16 protein-coding genes, 1 tRNA gene and 1 pseudogene are annotated in these 19,611 nt (G+C 40.9%); 12 read left to right on the top strand and 6 right to left on the bottom strand.

Annotation, left to right across the window (positions count from 1 at the left end; translation table 11 throughout):
- Positions 1-62 precede the first annotated feature (62 nt).
- On the bottom strand, positions 63-1,097 hold the full coding sequence (locus N3A72_06705) for a permease (protein ID MCX7919284.1): 1,035 nt from the start codon (positions 1,095-1,097) through the stop codon (positions 63-65).
- 92 nt (positions 1,098-1,189) lie between these two features.
- Entirely contained in the window at positions 1,190-1,576 is a 387-nt protein-coding gene (locus N3A72_06700) for a metalloregulator ArsR/SmtB family transcription factor (GenBank protein ID MCX7919283.1), read from the bottom strand.
- 427 nt (positions 1,577-2,003) lie between these two features.
- Between N3A72_06700 and N3A72_06695 the strand changes: the two genes are divergently transcribed.
- From N3A72_06695 to N3A72_06670, 6 genes are all read left to right on the top strand, one after another.
- The gene (locus tag N3A72_06695; protein ID MCX7919282.1) at positions 2,004-3,041 is read left to right on the top strand and encodes a ParB N-terminal domain-containing protein; all 1,038 of its coding nucleotides are present in this window, start codon (positions 2,004-2,006) and stop codon (positions 3,039-3,041) included.
- A gap of 215 nt (positions 3,042-3,256) precedes the next feature.
- Entirely contained in the window at positions 3,257-4,351 is a 1,095-nt protein-coding gene (locus N3A72_06690; GenBank protein ID MCX7919281.1) for an ABC transporter ATP-binding protein, read from the top strand.
- Between the two features lie 329 nt (positions 4,352-4,680).
- The gene (locus tag N3A72_06685; protein ID MCX7919280.1) at positions 4,681-6,360 is read left to right on the top strand and encodes an iron ABC transporter permease; all 1,680 of its coding nucleotides are present in this window, start codon (positions 4,681-4,683) and stop codon (positions 6,358-6,360) included.
- 354 nt (positions 6,361-6,714) lie between these two features.
- Entirely contained in the window at positions 6,715-9,540 is a 2,826-nt protein-coding gene (locus N3A72_06680) for a family 20 glycosylhydrolase (protein ID MCX7919279.1), read from the top strand.
- 152 nt (positions 9,541-9,692) lie between these two features.
- The gene (locus N3A72_06675; protein ID MCX7919278.1) at positions 9,693-10,736 is read left to right on the top strand and encodes a Gfo/Idh/MocA family oxidoreductase; all 1,044 of its coding nucleotides are present in this window, start codon (positions 9,693-9,695) and stop codon (positions 10,734-10,736) included.
- 129 nt (positions 10,737-10,865) lie between these two features.
- Entirely contained in the window at positions 10,866-11,909 is a 1,044-nt protein-coding gene (locus N3A72_06670) for a Gfo/Idh/MocA family oxidoreductase (GenBank protein ID MCX7919277.1), read from the top strand.
- 24 nt (positions 11,910-11,933) lie between these two features.
- Here the strand turns inward: N3A72_06670 and N3A72_06665 are convergent, their stop codons facing one another.
- The 3 genes from N3A72_06665 to N3A72_06655 all read right to left on the bottom strand — a co-directional run bounded on the left by N3A72_06665 (position 11,934) and on the right by N3A72_06655 (position 14,186).
- A complete protein-coding gene (locus N3A72_06665; protein ID MCX7919276.1) occupies positions 11,934-13,799 on the bottom strand; it encodes a glycoside hydrolase family 3 protein in 1,866 nt (621 codons plus the stop codon).
- 37 nt (positions 13,800-13,836) lie between these two features.
- Positions 13,837-14,097, bottom strand: coding sequence for a hypothetical protein (locus N3A72_06660; GenBank protein ID MCX7919275.1), 261 nt, complete (start codon positions 14,095-14,097; stop codon positions 13,837-13,839).
- 10 nt (positions 14,098-14,107) lie between these two features.
- Positions 14,108-14,186: transfer RNA gene (locus N3A72_06655), tRNA-Pro, on the bottom strand.
- 213 nt (positions 14,187-14,399) lie between these two features.
- On the opposite strand from N3A72_06655, the gene N3A72_06650 reads away from it, so the two are divergent.
- From N3A72_06650 to N3A72_06625, 6 genes and pseudogenes are all read left to right on the top strand, one after another.
- Positions 14,400-15,065 (top strand): hypothetical protein, encoded by a 666-nt coding sequence (locus tag N3A72_06650; GenBank protein ID MCX7919274.1) that lies wholly within the window; start codon positions 14,400-14,402, stop codon positions 15,063-15,065.
- Between the two features lie 45 nt (positions 15,066-15,110).
- Positions 15,111-15,653, top strand: a complete 543-nt coding sequence (locus tag N3A72_06645) for a hypothetical protein (GenBank protein ID MCX7919273.1) — start codon at positions 15,111-15,113, stop codon at positions 15,651-15,653.
- A 57-nt stretch (positions 15,654-15,710) separates the two neighbouring features.
- Positions 15,711-16,124 (top strand): nickel-responsive transcriptional regulator NikR, encoded by a 414-nt coding sequence (gene nikR, locus N3A72_06640; protein ID MCX7919272.1) that lies wholly within the window; start codon positions 15,711-15,713, stop codon positions 16,122-16,124.
- Between the two features lie 168 nt (positions 16,125-16,292).
- Positions 16,293-16,376: pseudogene (locus N3A72_06635) on the top strand (prepilin-type N-terminal cleavage/methylation domain-containing protein).
- A 672-nt stretch (positions 16,377-17,048) separates the two neighbouring features.
- Positions 17,049-17,594 (top strand): hypothetical protein, encoded by a 546-nt coding sequence (locus tag N3A72_06630; GenBank protein ID MCX7919271.1) that lies wholly within the window; start codon positions 17,049-17,051, stop codon positions 17,592-17,594.
- Between the two features lie 172 nt (positions 17,595-17,766).
- Positions 17,767-18,195, top strand: a complete 429-nt coding sequence (locus tag N3A72_06625) for a formylmethanofuran dehydrogenase subunit E family protein (GenBank protein ID MCX7919270.1) — start codon at positions 17,767-17,769, stop codon at positions 18,193-18,195.
- A gap of 588 nt (positions 18,196-18,783) precedes the next feature.
- On the opposite strand, the gene N3A72_06620 is transcribed toward N3A72_06625, so the two are convergent.
- Positions 18,784-19,539, bottom strand: coding sequence for a prolyl oligopeptidase family serine peptidase (locus N3A72_06620; protein ID MCX7919269.1), 756 nt, complete (start codon positions 19,537-19,539; stop codon positions 18,784-18,786).
- Positions 19,540-19,611: the final 72 nt, after the last annotated feature.

Genomic DNA, 19,611 nt, shown 5'->3' with positions numbered 1-19,611 from the left:
TTACCGTGTAACATTGAATTTTTGATCATCCTAGATTTCATGGTTTCCTAATAAGTAATAGTTTATATGATTACTCCAAATAGCATCCCAGTTATAGTCGACATAACCACTACCAGAATCACATACGCTAGGGTTTTCTTGAATCCAATCAATCGGATTAATACTATCATACTCGGCAGACTCAACGCCGGACCGGCAAGCAACAGCGCTAATGCCGGTCCTTTTCCCATTCCGAGGTCGAGCAATGCTTTAATAATCGGCACTTCGGTTAAGGTCGAAAAATAGAACAACGCGCCAAATACTGATGCTAGTAGGTTTGCGGTTAGACTATTGCCGCCTAGCCATTTAGTGATAACCGATTCCGGAACGAGAACTTTCAACATTCCAGCAATAAACACCCCAACTAATAGAATCGGGAACACTTTCTTAAATAAATCCCAGGTCTGGAACATCCATTCTTTCAACTCCTCTTTTTTATACCAACGATATAGGATAATTCCGAGACTGACTAATAGAATGCCGGTTATTATCCATTTTTTCGCTGCACCAAAAATCAGGATACCGACGAGAACCGAAAAATAGAGAATAGTTATTCCACCATGTTTAGGTTTCTGGTCATCCGGCAGAATAAACATTTGATTATTACTATTTTTAACCGTTTCCTCTTTCCGCCATAGCCAAGCCATAATTAATCCGATGATAATGGAAAACGAAATTGCACCGAGAGCACGCGCGAGCCCTAACTCGAATCCTAACAACCGCGCAGTATAAACGATAGCAAGAACATTTATCGCCGGACCAGAATAGAGAAACGCAGTTGCGGGACCAAGCCCAGCTCCGCGTTTATATATCCCACCGAATAACGGCAATATGGTACATGAGCATACTGCAAGGATAGTTCCGGAAACTGACGCGACACTATACGCAACCCATTTTTTCGCTTGCGCCCCGAAATATTTCATCACCGCAGTTTGCGAAACGAATACCGCTATTCCACCAGCGATAAAAAATGCCGGTACGAGACAGGTTAATACATGCGCGGATAGATAATCGAGTAGGGCAGACAATCCGCCGCCCAAAATTTTCTGGAGTAACATCATAAAATTTTGAAAATTCAAATTTCAAATTTCATAGTCCAAATAAATCGTTTAAATCCAAATCGATTAAAGGATTACTGTGATTCAATGATTTATTTGACATTTGGATTTTGGATTTTGCGATTACCATTACAAACAGTCGTTCTTCTCGAGCCGCAAACCATGCATTCTTGCAACCGCGCTAAATCCGATTTCGCGATTTCGTTCTGTTCGAGCCATTGTCGCAAAATATCGAGAATCAGTTGCGAGAAATGTTCCGTTTGCGGTTGGATACGATAGATTATCCATTGCCGGTCACGTTCATCTATAACCAGATTGGCAGCGCGTAACAATTTCAACTGATGCGATATCCGCGATTGTGACATCTGCAGTACTTCTTCCAACTCACAGACACATAATGGTCGTTGGAATAAGAGATTTAGAATCCGCAATCGGGTCTGGTCAGATAATAGGTTAAATAACTCGGCTATCTCTCGCATAAAAAACATATTAAATCCAATGTATGATTATATGTTCATATATTAAAACACAGAACCGACTGGGTTGTCAAGTAGCAATGGAGCAGAATCGGAATTGAACCGTTCAATTCCGATTCAAGCCCAGAGAGAGAAATTTTCAAACCATCTTTTTTCTAAAAGCGGTCTTTTATCAGTTAACCACACTCTTTCCTTTACTTACCAAGCATAATTTTTCTTGGCTATATTTTTCTAGAGTATAGAGACACCCTGCGGTTAAATAAATGAATTATTATAACTGAAACAAATTTGAATATCGAAATCTGAAACAATAATTTAGCTACTAAGCCACAGAGTACCAAAGTAGAATCGGTTTACATGGTAAAATGAGCATTTTTAAACATGAACCTTGGCGTCTTTGTGTCTTAGTGGTAACAGGAGAGAAGATGGTATGCAGAATGTTTCGATTGCTTCAATAAAAATTGGTTTTCGTGCTCGGTTTGATTTCGGTAATATAACCGAGTTAGCGGAAGATATCAAACACCATGGATTATTACATCCAATAGTGGTAACATCAGATTATGCATTGATTGCTGGATTCAGAAGATTGAAAGCAGCTGAATTGCTCGGCTGGCAAGAAATTCCAGCGATAGTTCAAATACAAAGTTCGAAGGAAGAAATAGCAGGTAACGAAACTAAATTTACCATTCCAAATTCAAATAACAAAATAGAATCATCTTTGAACTACACCTTGACTAAGCTCGAAATAAACAGTCAGGATAAGCAATCCGCAATATCCAAGTTAAAACAGTTTGACATGCAATTATCGGAAAATATGCAAAGGAAAGACTTGACTCCGCTAGAGCTCTGCGAAGCGATTCTCGAACGAAAACACCGGTTTGAACAGGTCTATGGAAAGATTAAACACGGAGGTGACCATATGAGTGAAGAATATCAAAAAAGCAAGTTATCCAAAGGAGAACTTGCTTTCCCAGACTTCTATGAACAGACGGCAAAACTTTTAAAAATGAGCATAACCACCATCTATCGATTTTTACAATTAAAAGACTTAGACCCGGATTTGAAAGAGTTGGTATCGGCTCGAGCACTGGGATATCGGGAAGCGTTATATCAACAATCTGAACGGAATCGTGCGAGGAAAAAAACACAACCGCAGAAAGCTCTATACAAACCGATAGGAGTTCCGAGTCCGGCGCACATTGCGCCGATGCAGGAGCAATATCAATCTGCACCGAACCTGATTCAATTATTCATGCTCATTCAGCATAGTTTCCAAATCGTCCAGAAACTAAAAAAGAAACCATTAGAATATGACAAGTTTAAGTTGGAATATTTTTATATTCTGATTCCGCAGATGGAAAAACTGATGGAATATTATGGGGAAGTGTTATCTCGGTTACTGCAAGAGCAAGAAAAGAAACTGCAACAATTAACCAGCATGAACATTGAGCAACCGGAGCAAATCTAGTAAATGATACCCGCAAGAATTAATTGTTAGTGTTAAACTTATAAAAGCCAACAAGTGCAACCTTTAAATTCACAGTTTACTAGATATTATCGGAATAATTAGGTTGTTTAAAACTCGAAAAATTAAGCCACGAATTTTCTCGAATCTAATTAAATAAAATATTGTATAATATAAGCGATAAACGATAATTCGAGTTCAATCGTGGCTTGTTTTTTATGGTTTCGGTAACTTTAAACCAAATCAAACTTTCTATTGCCGATAAGCTCATTCTCAATGATATTAATCTTAAGATTGACGCTGGGGAATTGTTTTTTCTCCTCGGTCCGTCAGGGTGTGGGAAAACTACTCTTCTTCGGTTATTAGCCGGATTCTATCAACCGGATACGGGTGATATTTATTTCAATGACCAGCGGGTAAATGAATTCCCGCCGTATCAGCGGAATATCGGGTTTGTATTCCAGAACTATGCGTTATTCCCGCATTTAACCGTAGCGAAAAATATCGAGTATGGATTGAGAACGCGCAATATCCCGATAGCTGACCGAAAGAAGAAAGTTGCGGAGATATTGGCGTTAGTTAAACTTTCAGGGTATGAGAAACGGAGTCCGGGAACGTTATCGGGAGGAGAACAGCAGCGAGTCGCGGTAGCTCGCGCTTTGGTTATTTCGCCAGATTTATTGCTGCTCGATGAACCGTTAGCGAACCTAGATGCGAAACTTCGAATTGAAATGCGAGAAGAAATTCGGGCTATCCATCGGGAATCAGGAGTAACGACGATTTATGTAACGCATGATTGTAAAGAAGCGTTATCATTAGCTGACCGAATCGCTGTAATGCGCGATGGGAGAATCTTGCAAGTCGGGACGCCAAAAGAAATATATTATCAACCAGTTAATAGTTTCGTTGCCGGGTTTATCGGGGAAACCAATCTGATTAATGGAACGATACAACAGATACTAGAACACAATCAGATTCTTATTCAGACCGAACTCGGGCAACTAATAGCGAATCAGGGTTCTATTCCCGTTCAACCAGGTCAATCAGTGATATGCTCAATTCGACCGGAATCAATCCAGTTACAAAAGTACCAAGCATCAAGTACCGAGTACGAACATAGCCCGATGAACCGGTTTTCTGCAGATATAGTTAGCGCAAGTTTTCAAGGGGAACAGGAGCAAATTTGGTTCCATCTCGCTACTGGGTTGGAATGGAAAGCCGTAGTAACTGAAGCAAAAGCAGTGTCGGTTAAACCGGGAGAAAAAATCAACATTTCATTTCCTCCTGAACATATTATAGTTCTAAAAGAATAATTGTTATACCCCCAAATTTTGCAATTGACGTTGTCTCTTATATTGAGTATAGCTCGGGGTTAAACCCTAAGGTGTATTCATGATGCATTTGTTTCTCTGGGCTCAAGTTTGGGGCTATCCAATCCCCTAAACTGATTACTTCCTATCTTCAGATAGGGGGTATAAGCGGGATCAAGAATGGCGGAATTTCGTCACTAAATCTCTTCCTTGCGCAAGTAAACGAGGGATTGTTTTTCATGTACCATTCGGGATAAGGTCTATTACTCGCAAAGAGCGCTAATGGAACTCAATAACTTTTGCGTTCTTAGCGGTCTTTATATAAATCGGTTATGAAGTTTGGATTACTTGCTATTCTCCTACTCTTCTTTGTGGTTTTTTTCATCTACCCAATATTCTATGTGGTTGAGCAATCGGTTTGGATAGACGGGCAATTTGATTTAACCTATTTTAAACTTCTATTAACTCATCCGATTATCCAGCAGGGGTTACGTAATAGTTTCCATCTTGCACTGGTAGTAACGCTGTTAACCACGCTGATTAGTTTCCCATTATCGCTGATATTCCGACGATACCAGTTTTTCGGGAAACGGATTTTCAGCGGGTTAGTATTACTACCGTTAATCGTCCCGCCGTTTGTCGGCGCAATCGGATTTAAGCAACTGCTTGCTCGGTTTGGGTCAGTCAATCTGCTGCTGATACAATTCGGGCTGATTGCGGAACCGCTCGATTTTCTTGGTGCAGCGGGATTCTGGGGCGTGGTTATTCTCGAAACGCTCCATTTATATCCGATAATGTATTTAAACTTAACCGCAAGTTTAGCTAATCTCGACCTGAGTTTAGAAGAAGCTGCAGCCAGTCTTGGTGCGAAACCGTTCCGACGCTGGAGAACCGTAACCCTGCCGTTAATTTTACCCGGATATTTTGCTGGTGCGGTAATCGTTTTCTTATGGTCATTTGCAGATTTAGGTACTCCGCTGATTTTTGAATATCGGAAAGTTGTTCCCATAATGATATTCGAAATGATAACGGATATGGCCGTGAACCCGATGGGCTATGCGTTAGTCGTATCTGTGCTGTTCTTAACTATTCTGCTATTTATCGTTAGTAAAAAAATCGGCGGTACGAAAGGATATGCGAGCTTAACTCGAAAAACCGAAATCGTTGTTTCAGAACGAAAAGATAACAATAAAGTTATCCAGTTCATTCGTTCTATCGTTCTATCGTTGTTGTTGATTCTTTTAATTTTCATTTCCGTTCTGCCCCATCTTGGCGTCATCTTAACTTCATTTTCGGATGAATGGTTTATGACCGTTCTGCCAACTAAATGGACACTGAAATATTATCAGTTAGCATTTGCGCATCCCTTAGCGATTAGCAGTATCAGGAATAGTTTGATGTTAAGTGCTGCGAGTACGTTTCTCAATATTCTTATCGGAGTTAGTATTGCCTATCTGGTTGCGCGGAAGAAGATTCGCGGAGCAATGATGTTGGATATTTTAACGATGTTAAGTTTAACCATCCCCGGACTCGTCCTAGCATTCGGATATTTAACCTGTTTTTCCGGAACGTTTCTTGACCCGCGAGTTAATCCGGTTCCATTACTGATTATCGGATATACCATTCGCCGGTTGCCGTATATGGTTCGGTCAGCGTATGCCGGGTTCCAGCAATGTAGTGTCACGCTCGAAGAAGCCTCTTCAAGTCTCGGAGCAAAACCGAGTCAGACGTTTTTACGAGTAACCTTCCCCTTAATCTTCATGCATGTTTTGGTGGGTAGCGTGCTTGCCTTTGCGTTTGCGATGCTGGAAGTAAGTGATAGTCTTATCCTCGCAATGCAAGAGAGATATTACCCGATAACGAAAGCTATCTATGCATTACTCGGGCGGGTAACTGATGGACCGCAAATCGCGAGTGCGATGGGCGTTCTCGGTATGGGAATTTTGATAATTTCGTTCCTTATCGCCAGCAAACTTCTTGGGAAACGGATGGGAGATTTATTTAAAGTATAACATGGTGATAGTTGAGTGGGGATAGAGTTAAACGGTATTGCTCTATTCTCATTCCGCTTTTAGTAGGTGCCTTCTCAGAAATAAAGTCATGATAGGAAAATCAATTCCGCTGGAGATACTCACTATTTTGAGATTAACAGTTTTATTTTGTTCGATTTTCAAGTATAATATCTATCCAAAACTATTCGGAACATAAGATTACCAATGCCACACGACAATAAATTGTCGAATAAAACTATATTTCTATCTGACTTTAGTCGAGGTTATCAGGCGTTTACCTTAAGAAAATTAGCTACCCCTAAAGGGTATAAATCCTGAGCTAAAGTTTGGTCGAATAGGAAGGAGTTAGGTAATATGGTTACCTGTTGGAGAATTTGTTTAGGTGGATTATTAGTTATGCTCTCATTCATTTCGGGGATAGGATTTGGTGCTCCGCTTCAACAACCTTTACCAGAAATAGTTGCGGTTTATGCTGACCCGCCCCCGAATGTAGATGGCATCCTTGATGATGCTTGCTGGCAGAAAGCAAAACCGGTAACGAATTTTCTCGATTATCAGACGGCAATGCCGAAACGGGAGCAAACCGAAGTCTGGATAGTGTATGATTCCGAGAATATCTATATTGCATTTCGTGGGTATGAATCGAAAATGGAACAACTGGTTGGAAAGTTTACAACCGAAAACGACCCGGTATATCTCGATGATTCATTTGAAGTATTCATTTCTCCGTTTATGGTTACGGTAAATAATAATTATTATCATTTCGTAACCAATATTCTCGGTACAAAATATTCGATGTTCCATGGTGATGAACGATATGCTGGAGCGGAAACCAAACTCGTTTGGGAAGTTAAAACCGGGAGAGAGTTGAATGCTTGGATAGCAGAATTTAAGATACCGTTTTCAACCTTAGCAGTGCGCGGATACAATGAACGATATTGGCGGATAAACTTCTGTCGGAACGAACTCCCGCATCAAGAAACATCGAGCTGGTCGTTCTGTGCTGGTTCATTTCATAACTCTGTGCGGTTTGGTATCCTGAAAGGAATCGAATTTAATGGCAAGTTTATTTCGTACCGTGGAGATATCGCTCCGCTCAAACCGTCTGCAACTGAAGGAACGAATCCGATTCCTATAGCTGACGCGCTCATTCCCCAGCCGAAGCCAGTGGTAATTATTCCCCAACCGATGTATCTGAAATTGTTAGAGAATGATTTTCGTATTAATAAGGAGACTAAAATCGTTATTGCCTCCAATCCATCGAAAGAAAACGCGAAAGCAGCAGAAGAATTGAATCAGGAGATAGCCGAACTTGCCGGATTCAATCTAGAAGTTGTATCCGCATCGAAATATAAATTCGGGAAAATAACTAATGCGATTGTTATTGGTGAACCGTGGGTGAATCCGATAAGTAAACAAATCTGCCACCATGAGAATATTGGGGTCACTAAAACTTATCCTGGTGAACAGGGATATATACTTCGGGTAACGAAAGAGTATGCAATTATCGCTGGGAGTGATCCGTTGGGAACCTACTACGGTACACAATCGTTTAAACAATTACTTCGGCAACACCATGATTTTTCACTTGTTGCGAAGGGAGCGGAGATTTTTGATAAACCACAATTTAAATATCGATGTATCCATCTCCTAGCGGATAAGGATTCCATCTGGTTTCATACTCGACTCATCGACCGGGTTTTTTCCCGATATAAAATCAATCATATTGTGTATGAAGTTGAACAGGGGATACAATGGGAATCGGTGCCGGAAGTTAACCAGCCGGCTGCGATAACGAAATCGGAATTTAAAAAGGTTCTCCAATGCGCAAAAGACCATTTTATAACGGTTACACCGTTAGTTCAGACACTTGGTCATCTCGAGTTCGTTTTCCGGGCGAAAAAGAATCTCGAATTTGTTGAAGATAGTGCGATGCCGTATGCATACTGTCCGTTAAATCCGAAAAGCTACGAGTTTATATTTAAAATGATTGATGAAGCAATTGACCTGTTTGATAAACCGGAATATCTCCATATTGGTCATGACGAATTCGAGATGCGCGGTACGTTCCCGGTGCATGAAGAATGTAAAAAAGTCGGACTGGTAGATTTATATTATTTGGACACGTTGAAACTTTACGAACACCTAAAACAAAAAGGGGTTAAAACGATGATGTGGGGCGATATCCTTTTAAAGGAAAAGTTTAAATCGAAAATTGATACGCTTCCCAAAGATATCGTTATTGCGGATTGGCATTACGCTCCAAAAACCGTTTATCCAAGCATTGATTTCTATCAGGAACACGGTTTTAGAACGATTGGATGTACCTGGTATATTCCGAAGAATATCGAAGGGTTCAGTCAGTATTGCGCAAAGAAGAATGCTTACGGAATGATGCAAACGACTTGGACTGGCTATTTTGGAAACGCTACTGCACTCGAGAAAGAGTTCAAGCAAATTTATGCTTATATTCTCGCTGCAGACTATTTCTGGAGTCCGTTACCGAAAAAACTTGATGAGCTGCCTTATGACCCGGCACAATTGCTTCGAGAGCGATATAACGAACCGACGAAATTGTTGAAACCACAACCGGGTATATTATTCGATTTATCATCGTATTGCAATGTTAGTCTGATTGATAGTCAAGATACGCTTGGGTTCCTCGGATATGGACAGGGTAATGATTTATCCAGACTTGCCATGCTCGGTCAGGATAGTGCGGTGCGATTAGAAGATTGTGTGATGTATACCATATCAAAAATCGGAGATACTCCTGCCGGGTTGATGTTGAAAGGACCAGGGATAGCAGAATCGTTTCCGGAAAAAATTAGCGGAATTCCGATTAAACAAAAACTATCTAGGATTGCATTTTTGCATACCACCGGTTGGCCAGCAAACCCTGAATCGAAAATCGGACAGTACATTATCAATTATCAAGATGGTACAAAATCCTTTGTAGATTTGAAATATGGGATTAATATTCATTCTTGGCTAGATAACGTTTCTCCGCCACAACTGAGTGTAGCGTGGAAAGGAAAACTGCGTGATGGGAAACGTATAACTATTCGGTCATATATCTGGTGGAATCCTTATCCGGAAAAAGAAATCAGCACCATCGATTTCGTAGCGACTGATGGTTCAGTTGCGCCGATATTATTAGCAGTTACTGGATTGGTTTAAAACCAAATCAAAAATTCGAATATCGCATATCGAAATAAAAGATAACTTGCAATAATAACAAAATCTTTTTATGTGATATTTTTATTATTGCCTGATTGTTATGGATTTCGAATTTCGATATTCGGATTTAATTTTTATAGGGGGTAGTAATTATGCCAGAACTAGGGTATGGAATCATTGGCTGCGGAGTTATTGCGCCGTTTCATCTGCTCGGTGTAAATAAAGCGAAAGGAGCGAAAATGGTTGCAGTCTGCGACATTATTCCTGAAAAAGCTGAAAAATTCGCTAAAGATAATAACATCCCAGCATGGTACACCGACTATAAAGAACTCTTAAAACGGCCGGATATTGATATTGTCAGCATTTGTACTCCCAGCGGATTGCATAGCGAAATAGCAATTGAAGCGGCTAAAGCTGGTAAACATATTTTATGTGAGAAACCGATTGATATAACGTTACCGGCAATTGATAAAATGCTAGATGTGGTAGAACAGAAAAATGTTAAGCTCGGGGTAATGTTCCAACGGCGGACGTATGAAACTTCTCAACAGGTTCGACAAACCGTCCAATCCGGTGGATTGGGAAAGATGGTATTGGGAGATGCGTATTTGAAATATTATCGGTCACAAGCGTATTATGATTCTGCTGGCTGGCGCGGTACTTGGGAACTTGATGGTGGCGGTGCCCTAATGAATCAAGGCGTTCATGGAATTGATTTGTTGCTATGGATTATGGGTGATGTTGCGACCGTATATGCGAAAGCTGACCATCTGGTTCGTAATATTAAGGTTGAAGATACTGCGGTAGCCGTGTTAACCTATAAAAACGGAGCGTTTGGTGTGATTGAAGGCACAACGTCAGTTTATCCGGGAGAAGAGACCCGATTGGAGTTTCATGGCGATCTCGGAACAATTATTCTCCAGGAACAAACCATAAAAAAATGGGTTATTCTCGGTTCGGATGGTAAACCGCAGGATGTAACCCCGCAAGGTGAATCTGTTAAAGTCGGTGGTACCTCTGACCCCGCAGCGATTGCTACACTCGGTCATGAACGCGGAGTCCAGAATATAATTGATGCGGTGCTGGAAAATAAACCGGTATATTGCTCCGGATTGGAAGCGCGGAAGTCGGTTGAGATTATCTTGGCAATATATCAATCAGTTAAGACGAAGAAAGAAATCAAACTCCCATTGTAAAACCATATTAGCCGCAGATGAACACAGAAAATTCTGATTATAAACATAAAGAAATAACTAAGGCATAAACCGAAAGTTAACAGAGAGGTTTTTGATAATATAAGGAGTGATCTGCGGCGAAATGTTATTATGAATGAAATAGGATTTGGTATCATCGGTTGCGGGATGGGGGCAGTGTTCCATCTCGCTGGAATTGAAAAAGCGCCAGATGCGAAACTGATTGCCGTAGCTGATACGATACCTGAGAAAGCAGAACAGTTTGCCACGAAATATAATGTTCCACTATGGTATGATGATTACCATAAGTTATTAACTCGACCGGATATTGATGTTGTCAGCATCTGTACTCCTAGCGGACTCCATAGCGAGATTGCGGTTAGCGCTGCGAAATCCGGAAAGCATATTCTCTGTGAGAAACCGATGGATATAACGTTACCAGCGATAGACCGAATGATTAACGCCGCAGAACAAGCGAACGTGAAACTCGGAATCGTTCTGCAGTGGCGAACGTATGAAACATTTCAAAAAGTTCGGCAAGCGGTGCACAATGGTGAGTTAGGGAAAATGGTACTCGGTGATGTATATTTAAAATATTATCGCTCGCAGGAATATTATAATTCCGCTCCCTGGCGAGGTACTTGGGCACTCGATGGTGGCGGCGCATTAATGAATCAGGGAATTCATGGGATTGATATCCTGCAATGGATTATGGGTGATATTGATACTGTATATGCAAAAGCAGACCATTTAGTGCGGCACATTGAAGTTGAAGATACTGCGGTTGCAATAGTCAGTTTCAAAACCGGAGCGTTCGGAACAATTATTGGCACTACTTCAACGTATCCAGCGCAAATACCGCAATTGGCATTGCATGGTGCACTGGGAACGATTATTATTGAAGAGCATTGTATCAAACGGTGGGTCGTACAAGGTGAAAATGGTAACCCAAACGAAATAACCCAAACGTCGCAAGATATGCGTATTGGCGGCATAGCTGACCCATCAGCGATTGCTACGCTCGGGCATGAACGGATCATCCAGAATATGCTCGATGCGATTCGATATAATAAACCACTTTATTGCTCTGGAGTTGAAGGTAGGAAGTCAGTTGAAATTATCCTGGCTACCTATCAATCTGCGAAAACCGGTAAAGAAGTTAAACTGCCATTATAATTATTTTAGCAAGTTCTCATTTAACTAGCGTTTCTCCATTTTGTCGTTCTTCCGTTCTTTAGTTTCGTGAAGTAAATCCCAGTATTGAGGTGGAATAGAAGTCCAATATAAACTAACCGGCAGTTGTGCGGACGACGTAACCTGACCACACATCACTCGTGCTGCACATTCTTGTTCATCTTCCTGGCTACAATATCCACAGAGAAACGCGTCCACCGCTTGAAATTGTAGTAAATGATAGGGACTCCCAAAAGAAATATAAATAACTGGGATTGTCAGATTACATAACTCACGAACCAGCATTTGTTGATTTGATGAATACACACTACACCAATCATAACTAGCGAGAATAACCTTGTCGAAGTTGGTTCTCGCATCAGCAACAATTTGATTTCGTTCAGTAGCCGAAATTGTTGTGCTTGCAGTTCGAACGCTAACCGTGGGTAAATAATTCCGTAAGGGAGTAAGAAAATAGGTGTTTGGTTTGTTATAAAAGATGGTTCGGGTAGGGGATAGAATGATACACATAACTCGGTCTGTAGTAGTAACTGGTATCGAATTCTTCCTATCGCCGACGAACGTTAGTGATTTTTCTGCTACTTCACGTGCAGTAGCTAAATGGTCTGCATGCCGTAGCGTTGAATCTAGTATCCACTGGTGCGGATACGCTTCTTGTGGCAATCCAACCATACTTTTTGCAGTTAAGATGCGGCGGACAGATTCGTTAATTCGCGCTTCGGTAATTTCACCGGTTGATATTGCGCTGTAAATTCCGGTGAAAACATCCATAGGATTTGGTGGCATTAGGATAATATCTACTCCCGCTTTGATAGCATATACAGTTGCTTGTGGAGTAGGAGCAGCATTTTGAAGTCCGGACATAGTAAACGCATCGGTTATAATTATCCCTTTATATCCAAGCTGGTTACGAAGAATATTATACAAAGCAGTGGTTGATAGCGTTGCCGGCCAAGCGGTTGAACCAGGGTCGAATGCCGGATACCAGACATGAGCGGTCATAATAAAATCGATGGGGACAGTTGTATCCTGTAAAAGGTTTGCATACGGTTTGATATGGATGTTAACCATCTCATCATATGATAGATTTACCACCGGTAATTCACTATGCGAATCACCAGTAGTTCCACCATGACCAGGATAATGTTTCAGTGTACATAGCATACCTTCAGCACGCGCGCCAGCGACAAAAGCTTTCGCTAACCGAGTTACTCGGTCTGGGTCATCACTATATGCCCGCGTAGATATGATCGGATTAAACGGTTCAGTATTGACATCGACAACCGGGCCAAACCCGACTTGGATTCCCATCGCCCGCGCTTCCCGAGCGGTTATTCGCCCGCATCGTTCAGCTAGCGCAGTATCATCAGCTGCACCGTGCGCCATATTCAGCGGAAATGTTGTTCCATCTTTAATTCGCGCTCCAGTACCCGCTTCAAAGTCTGCGACAAACCATAAGGGTATACGCGAAATAGTTTGTAACGCATAAACTGCGTTATATACCTGTTGCGCTGACCACTGGCTGAAAATAAATCCACCAACATGAAACACGGATATCTGCGTATACCCGTTTGCTATTGAACTATACCAAACGATAATCATCTGCCCGATTTTTTCGTCTAACGTCATTCCCGCAAGTGTGTTTTCTATCCAGACGGTATCTGGTGAATGTAACGGCGGTCCAGCAGGGGCAGACCCGCTCCAAGGTTGAATTAAAGCCTCTTGCTTAATATCCGCTATTTCACTTATTTCATAGGAAGATCCAACCGATTCTGAAGCAAGAGCGGAGCACGTTTGATGTGGTTCTGCAACATCAGATAGGAGAAGTATTGAGATACAACAGATGTAGATACCGAAATGGTTAAATCGCATAAATTCGTTAGACTGGATTTATGTGATTGCGAGGCGGTTATAATCCGGCGATAAATCGATCTATTGCACCTAACCAATCGTTTGCAATTGCTAGAAAGACAATGATACCGATTATCCCGACGAAAATAGCGAGTTTAATTAAACCGATAAGTAAACCGAGGAAACCGCGTGTCCGATAATCTTCTTTTAACGTTCGTAGAATTGTATAGATAACTAGCAATGAGATAAATCCAGCTCCACCAAATAGAAGAATGCGATATCCGATTTGTAACCAGTGTATATATTCTTCAGTTGACATAGGTCGATACTGGTCGGGGCGACCAGATTTGAACTGGTGACCTCCTGCTCCCAAGGCAGGCGCGCTAAACCGGTCTGCGCTACGCCCCGATTTTTTTATCGAGCAGTGTATTCTCTCAAGGTAACGTTCAAAATTTACCAATATATCTTATGCTAAATTAATAACAGGGGTCAAGTTAACTGAAAAACGATGTATCTTCTTACTCCTATGAAAAAATCGTTTTAAAGTTTTCTCCTTGTTCAATCCTTATGTTATAATATTTTCGTTCAAACAAAATACTTTTTGGAGGCAACAGAACATCTATGGAGAAACAATCAATCAAATTGCAATTACCAATTATTCTTGCGCTAGGGTCAATCTGGGGTTTGCTTGAAGCTGCAATGGGTATGGCGCTTCGTGGTAGTTGCGCATATATGATTACTGGTTCAGTTATGACCGGAATAGCGATAATCTTTTTTGCGATTTCGTTTGCGTATAGCCGGAATGTATGGAGTATCGGCTTGATTTTTCTGACCACAACAGGATTCAAGCTGTTGGATGCATATCTTTTACATCTGCCGTTCATGCATGGCGCAGTCGCAAATCCGATATTCGGTTTTCTTACTGAATCACTTGCATTCTTATTGATCTTCGCAATATTAGATGAATCTTTGAAATCGAAACGATATGGACAAGCGATACTCGGCGGACTTACCGCATTGGTTGCCGTCAACCTATTTCCGTTGGTTAAATTTGTTACGGGAATACCTGCTTGCATATATCCGGGAACACAATATCCATTATCGCTTTATTTTGCACCGGTTGCGATCGGACTCTCTTGTATCACTTGCCCGATTGGATTTGCTCTCGGTGAAAAATTAGCAGAATGGCAAACTAAACCGGTTTCTCGATTTATCTGGATTCCAGCGAATAGCACCGTGATATTATCACTACTGCTCCTACTCACAATGCGGTTAACTCGATATTAATCAGATTTGGTTTGTCCCAATATTCTAGCTACCAGCTGTGTTCTTATGCCGATAATCATTTCTGGACCGATCAATAGTGGGAAATCAACCGCTCTCTATCAAATTGCTCAGCACTTATCAGAACAACATATACATATCGGCGGAGTTATCAATCTACCGGTTATCAAACGAGGACAAAAGATCGGAACGGACACGTATTGTCTGCTGACCCGGCAATCACACCCATTCGCTCGACTTCAAACGTTAGTACCACTTCCTGCACAATCAGGTATCTCCATTGGAGAATGGTTTATTTTTCATGATGGGATACAATTTTGTATTCAGCAAATTGAACGAGCACAGCGAAATAAGGTAGAGATTATGTTTATTGATGAAGTCGGTCCTCTTGAACTCCAAGAACAAGGATTCCGCCGGATATTAGATAAAATCTTGCTTGGGCATAAGAAACTTTCGTATCAATTAATCTTAGTCGTTCGCGATTCGCTGGTTGAACCAGTCTGTTGTTTATATCCGAATCAAGAGTTTACTATTTTCAATCAACCATATAAAATGATGGAGCTCATTTTGCAATACCTAAAATCTTCTTGACATCATGTGTGTTATGTGTTACTATTTTATTTAAAGTGTTACGATTGAAAAAATAGTATGAGTGCAGTTATTCGATTCGGCATTTCTATTGAAAACCAGTTATTAGAGAAATTCGATAAACTTATCGCTGAAAAAGGATACACTAACCGGTCAGAAGCAATTCGCGACCTTATCCGTGATTCTTTAGTTCAAAAGGAGTTTTTAAGCAATATTCCGGTTGTGGGGACGGTCACCATCGTCTATGACCATGAGGTTAGCGATATTGCGCATAAATTAACCCATTTCCAGCATGAGTTTGAAGATTTAATCATCTCGTCAATGCATGTGCATCTACCAGCATGTAACTGTATGGAGGTTATCGCGTTGAAAGGACCGGGAAATAAAATGAAACAGTTTGCCGACCAACTGATTAGTATGAAAGGGGTTAAGCACGGAAAACTCACGGTTACTGCGATGGGAACTGACCTATAATTTTTTTGTTCCCTCGTAGCACGATTTATTATTTCGTATGTTTATTCGGAAGTATCGTAAAATAATAGAAATGGTAGATGCATATACGGCTTTCGCTTGAAGAGATGAATATCTATCTATTGGCAGAATACTCGGTAACATATATTATAGGTTAGGGAGATATCAATTATGAACAAGGGATTCACCTTAATTGAGCTATTAATCGTGGTTGCGATTATTGCGATTCTTGCTGCAATCGCGATTCCAAATTTTCTCGCTGCACAAACTCGGTCGAAAGTATCCAGAGTCAAAAGTGATATGGCAACGTTAGCTACTGGCATTGAAGCATATCATGTTGATGAAACCTGGTATCCGATTTATGGTAGAATTGCTGCTGATGATAGTTATCAGTTTCCGGCAATCCAAAATAACATCAACGATAAAATGCAGTTTATCAGTAAGGCGATAACTACTCCAATTGCATATATTACCCGAATCCCGGAAGACCCGTTTGCGAATTTAATACCCAGCGGACATCCAGAAATCAAACAGTATGAATATATTAATTTAGTCCAACATATTGCAAATTTCGGGAGTAGTCCACCAGCCTGGGCAGGACAACTGATTCATCCACGGTGGGGTGAATGGCGGATGGTCGGCGCGGGTCCGGATGGTGACCGCGGCAAAGATATTAAGTATAATATGGTTTATGACCCGACGAATGGAACGGTATCTAACGGTGATGTGGTTCGATGTCAACTCCGGTCAGAAAGTGTCCCCTGTCCGGGACAAGAACCCGGAATGTAACCGGATAATATCAGGTAAATACCTAATAACTGCTTACTAAGTTTACTTTTGAAAAAGAGGGAAGAGAAATATCGTCTCCGATTTCTCTTCCCTCAGATTTTCTGGTTTTAACTATTTTAAAAAAGAAAGTTGCTATATATGAGTTATGCTAGTGTTGATGTCATCTCGATGCCATTAAGCAAGAGATTATTGATTGCGGGAGCAATCGCCGGTTTCGGCGGATTTTTTAGCTTTCCGTTCCATCTTTTGGGAATCGGCGGGATATTTACACCGTTATGGATTCCCGCTGGTATTACCAGCTGTTTAGTTCCTCCATTGTATGCAATCCTAGCAGCGTTCATCATTCCGCTATTTTCTTATCTGGTTATGGGTATGCCGCCAATGGAACCGCCAATCTTCTGGGTGGTAACTGGAGAACTAATCGTTTATGCATATACAATTTCCTTATGCTATAATCACTATAAAATGAAAGGATATTGGAGTGTTATATTAGGGAGTATTGCGGATAAACTCGTTTTAACCCTATTTCTGCTATTGCTGGATTGGACAAATAGAATGCAACCGTGGTTGAACTGGTATTCGCTGGTTAAAGGAATTCCCGGGATAATCTTGGCGATTGTTGCGGTTCCGCTCATTGTCCACTGGATAGAAAACCAGCATCCGGGAGGGCTCGCTCCTGCATAAATAGGAGAGATATTCCGATCTGGTAACCTGCGTGATTTTTTGAAAAGAAATACTTTTTCCACCCAACAGGTAACGAGATTTTCCGAAATGTCTTAAGCGGTCAATCTGAATATAACCAAATTTGACGAGTGTTAACCGTCTAGTAGGTGGTGCTCCATCCTAAGGAACATATATGAACGAAAAAAAGTTACTTAATCAACTCATTCAGTTCCATGGTCATCTCGGTCCCTATTTAGTGCTCGGATATCGGATGGGCGCTATTGGGTTGCGTGAAACTAACGCAAAAAAATATTTCGGGGTTAACATTGCCGTCCATTGTCCAAATAAACCGCCGGTTCGTTGTTTGATAGATGGACTTCAATTCGCAACCGGAGCAACCTATGGGAAAGCGAACATCTGCATAACAAAATTTACCGATACCGTTAAGGTGGTAATAAAAAATACTACAACTAAAAAAACCGTTACCATATCGTTTAATCCGAAATGGTATCAGCTATTCAAACAAAATCTTACTCCCGATGAAGAAGAAATGAATGTTTTATCGTATACTATCTTAAGAGCTCCAGAACAAGAACTATTCCGGATAAAGTATAAAAGATAATGTATATAATCCATTTCACCAATCTCGATTTCAGTTATAAAAATAGCTACGTTCGGAGGAAATATTAACATGCCATTTTTTGAACTTAGAGAACAACTTACCTGAAAACACTCAATGGAGAACGCGCTCGGAAATCATTACGGGAAGAACTTGAAGCGATTGATTATTATCAAGAACGAATCGCAGCTACAAGCGATTCTTCACTCAAAAAATTTTTGAACATAATATGCATGAAGAAAAAGAACATGGTGCCATACCGAGATTGATTCCAGGATATTAGGGTAACATATTTTAAGGATAAGGAATTGGGGAACAATAGATATGGAAATTCTTATCTCTTTCCTTGCAAAGGTGTGTGCGTGGTGTCCCTTATGTATTTGCAAACGTAAATATCCGCATAGTAATTATGCATCCTTAATGAATCGAATTGAAACGTTTTGTCCGTTCTGCTGGGGTTATCGAAGAAGAGTAGCTAATGTTAAAATTCAACATGGCAAATAAATTGAGGTATCTATATACCAAATGTTAGGTTGAAAGAACGCGGTTTTGCATTGAGTCCGTGCTTCTTACCGATTTACCCTACTGAAATCACAAAGTTTCTACAAACCATTTAACTGATTCTGCAATAACTTTGTCTTCATGTATCTTCTTGCTAAAGGTATGGTCGCCACCAGGGATCAAAATTAATTTATTTTTACATCCGATCTGGTTCAGTGCCTGAGCGAACTCTTGTCCTCGCTGATAGGGAATAGTTTGATCTTCAGTTCCATGAATAATCAAGACCGGTCGATTCCGCTTAATAATCTCGTCTAGCGGTCGGATAAAGGGTAATTCTTCGCGAAACGCAGCCCCAATGTATATCGCAGATTGTTCTTCGAACGGCAGGTCTTGTTTCGGTAATCCAGCGTTATAGAAATCTTCCCACGGTTTCGCAACCGGTGCCCAGAGTACCGTTGATTTAACTCGGCTATCTCGACCGGACACAATAGCGGCAATACACCCGCCGAGACTTAATCCAAATACTCCGATTCGAGTTCGGTCAACCCACGGTTCTACTGAAAGATAATCAATGGCAACAATTGCATCCGAAATTTCACCGGATATGGTCATCTGGCTAAAATCTCCTTCACTATCGCACGAATGCCGAAAATCGAATCGAAACGCGCCAATACCGTGTTCAACCAGTTTTCGAGCGAATTTGGTGAATACCCAATGAGCATCCGCTTTATTTCCTGTGAATCCGTGATAAAAAATTACTGCCGGACAATTTGATTTTCCTTCCGGACGATGGATTATTCCAATCATCTGCATCCCTTGATTTTTAAAAGTTATCGGTGTTTCCATAATGATAAATAATTAGGTAAGCACGAAATAACCAAAGAACCACAAACATGATTCTGTTCTTTCGTCCTCTCT

This window comes from bacterium, from assembly GCA_026416715.1.
In the GTDB taxonomy this organism is placed as follows: domain Bacteria; phylum UBP4; class UBA4092; order JAOAEQ01; family JAOAEQ01; genus JAOAEQ01.
Note: the sequence above shows the minus strand (reverse complement) of the source record. Positions and strands in the feature narration are given on the sequence as shown.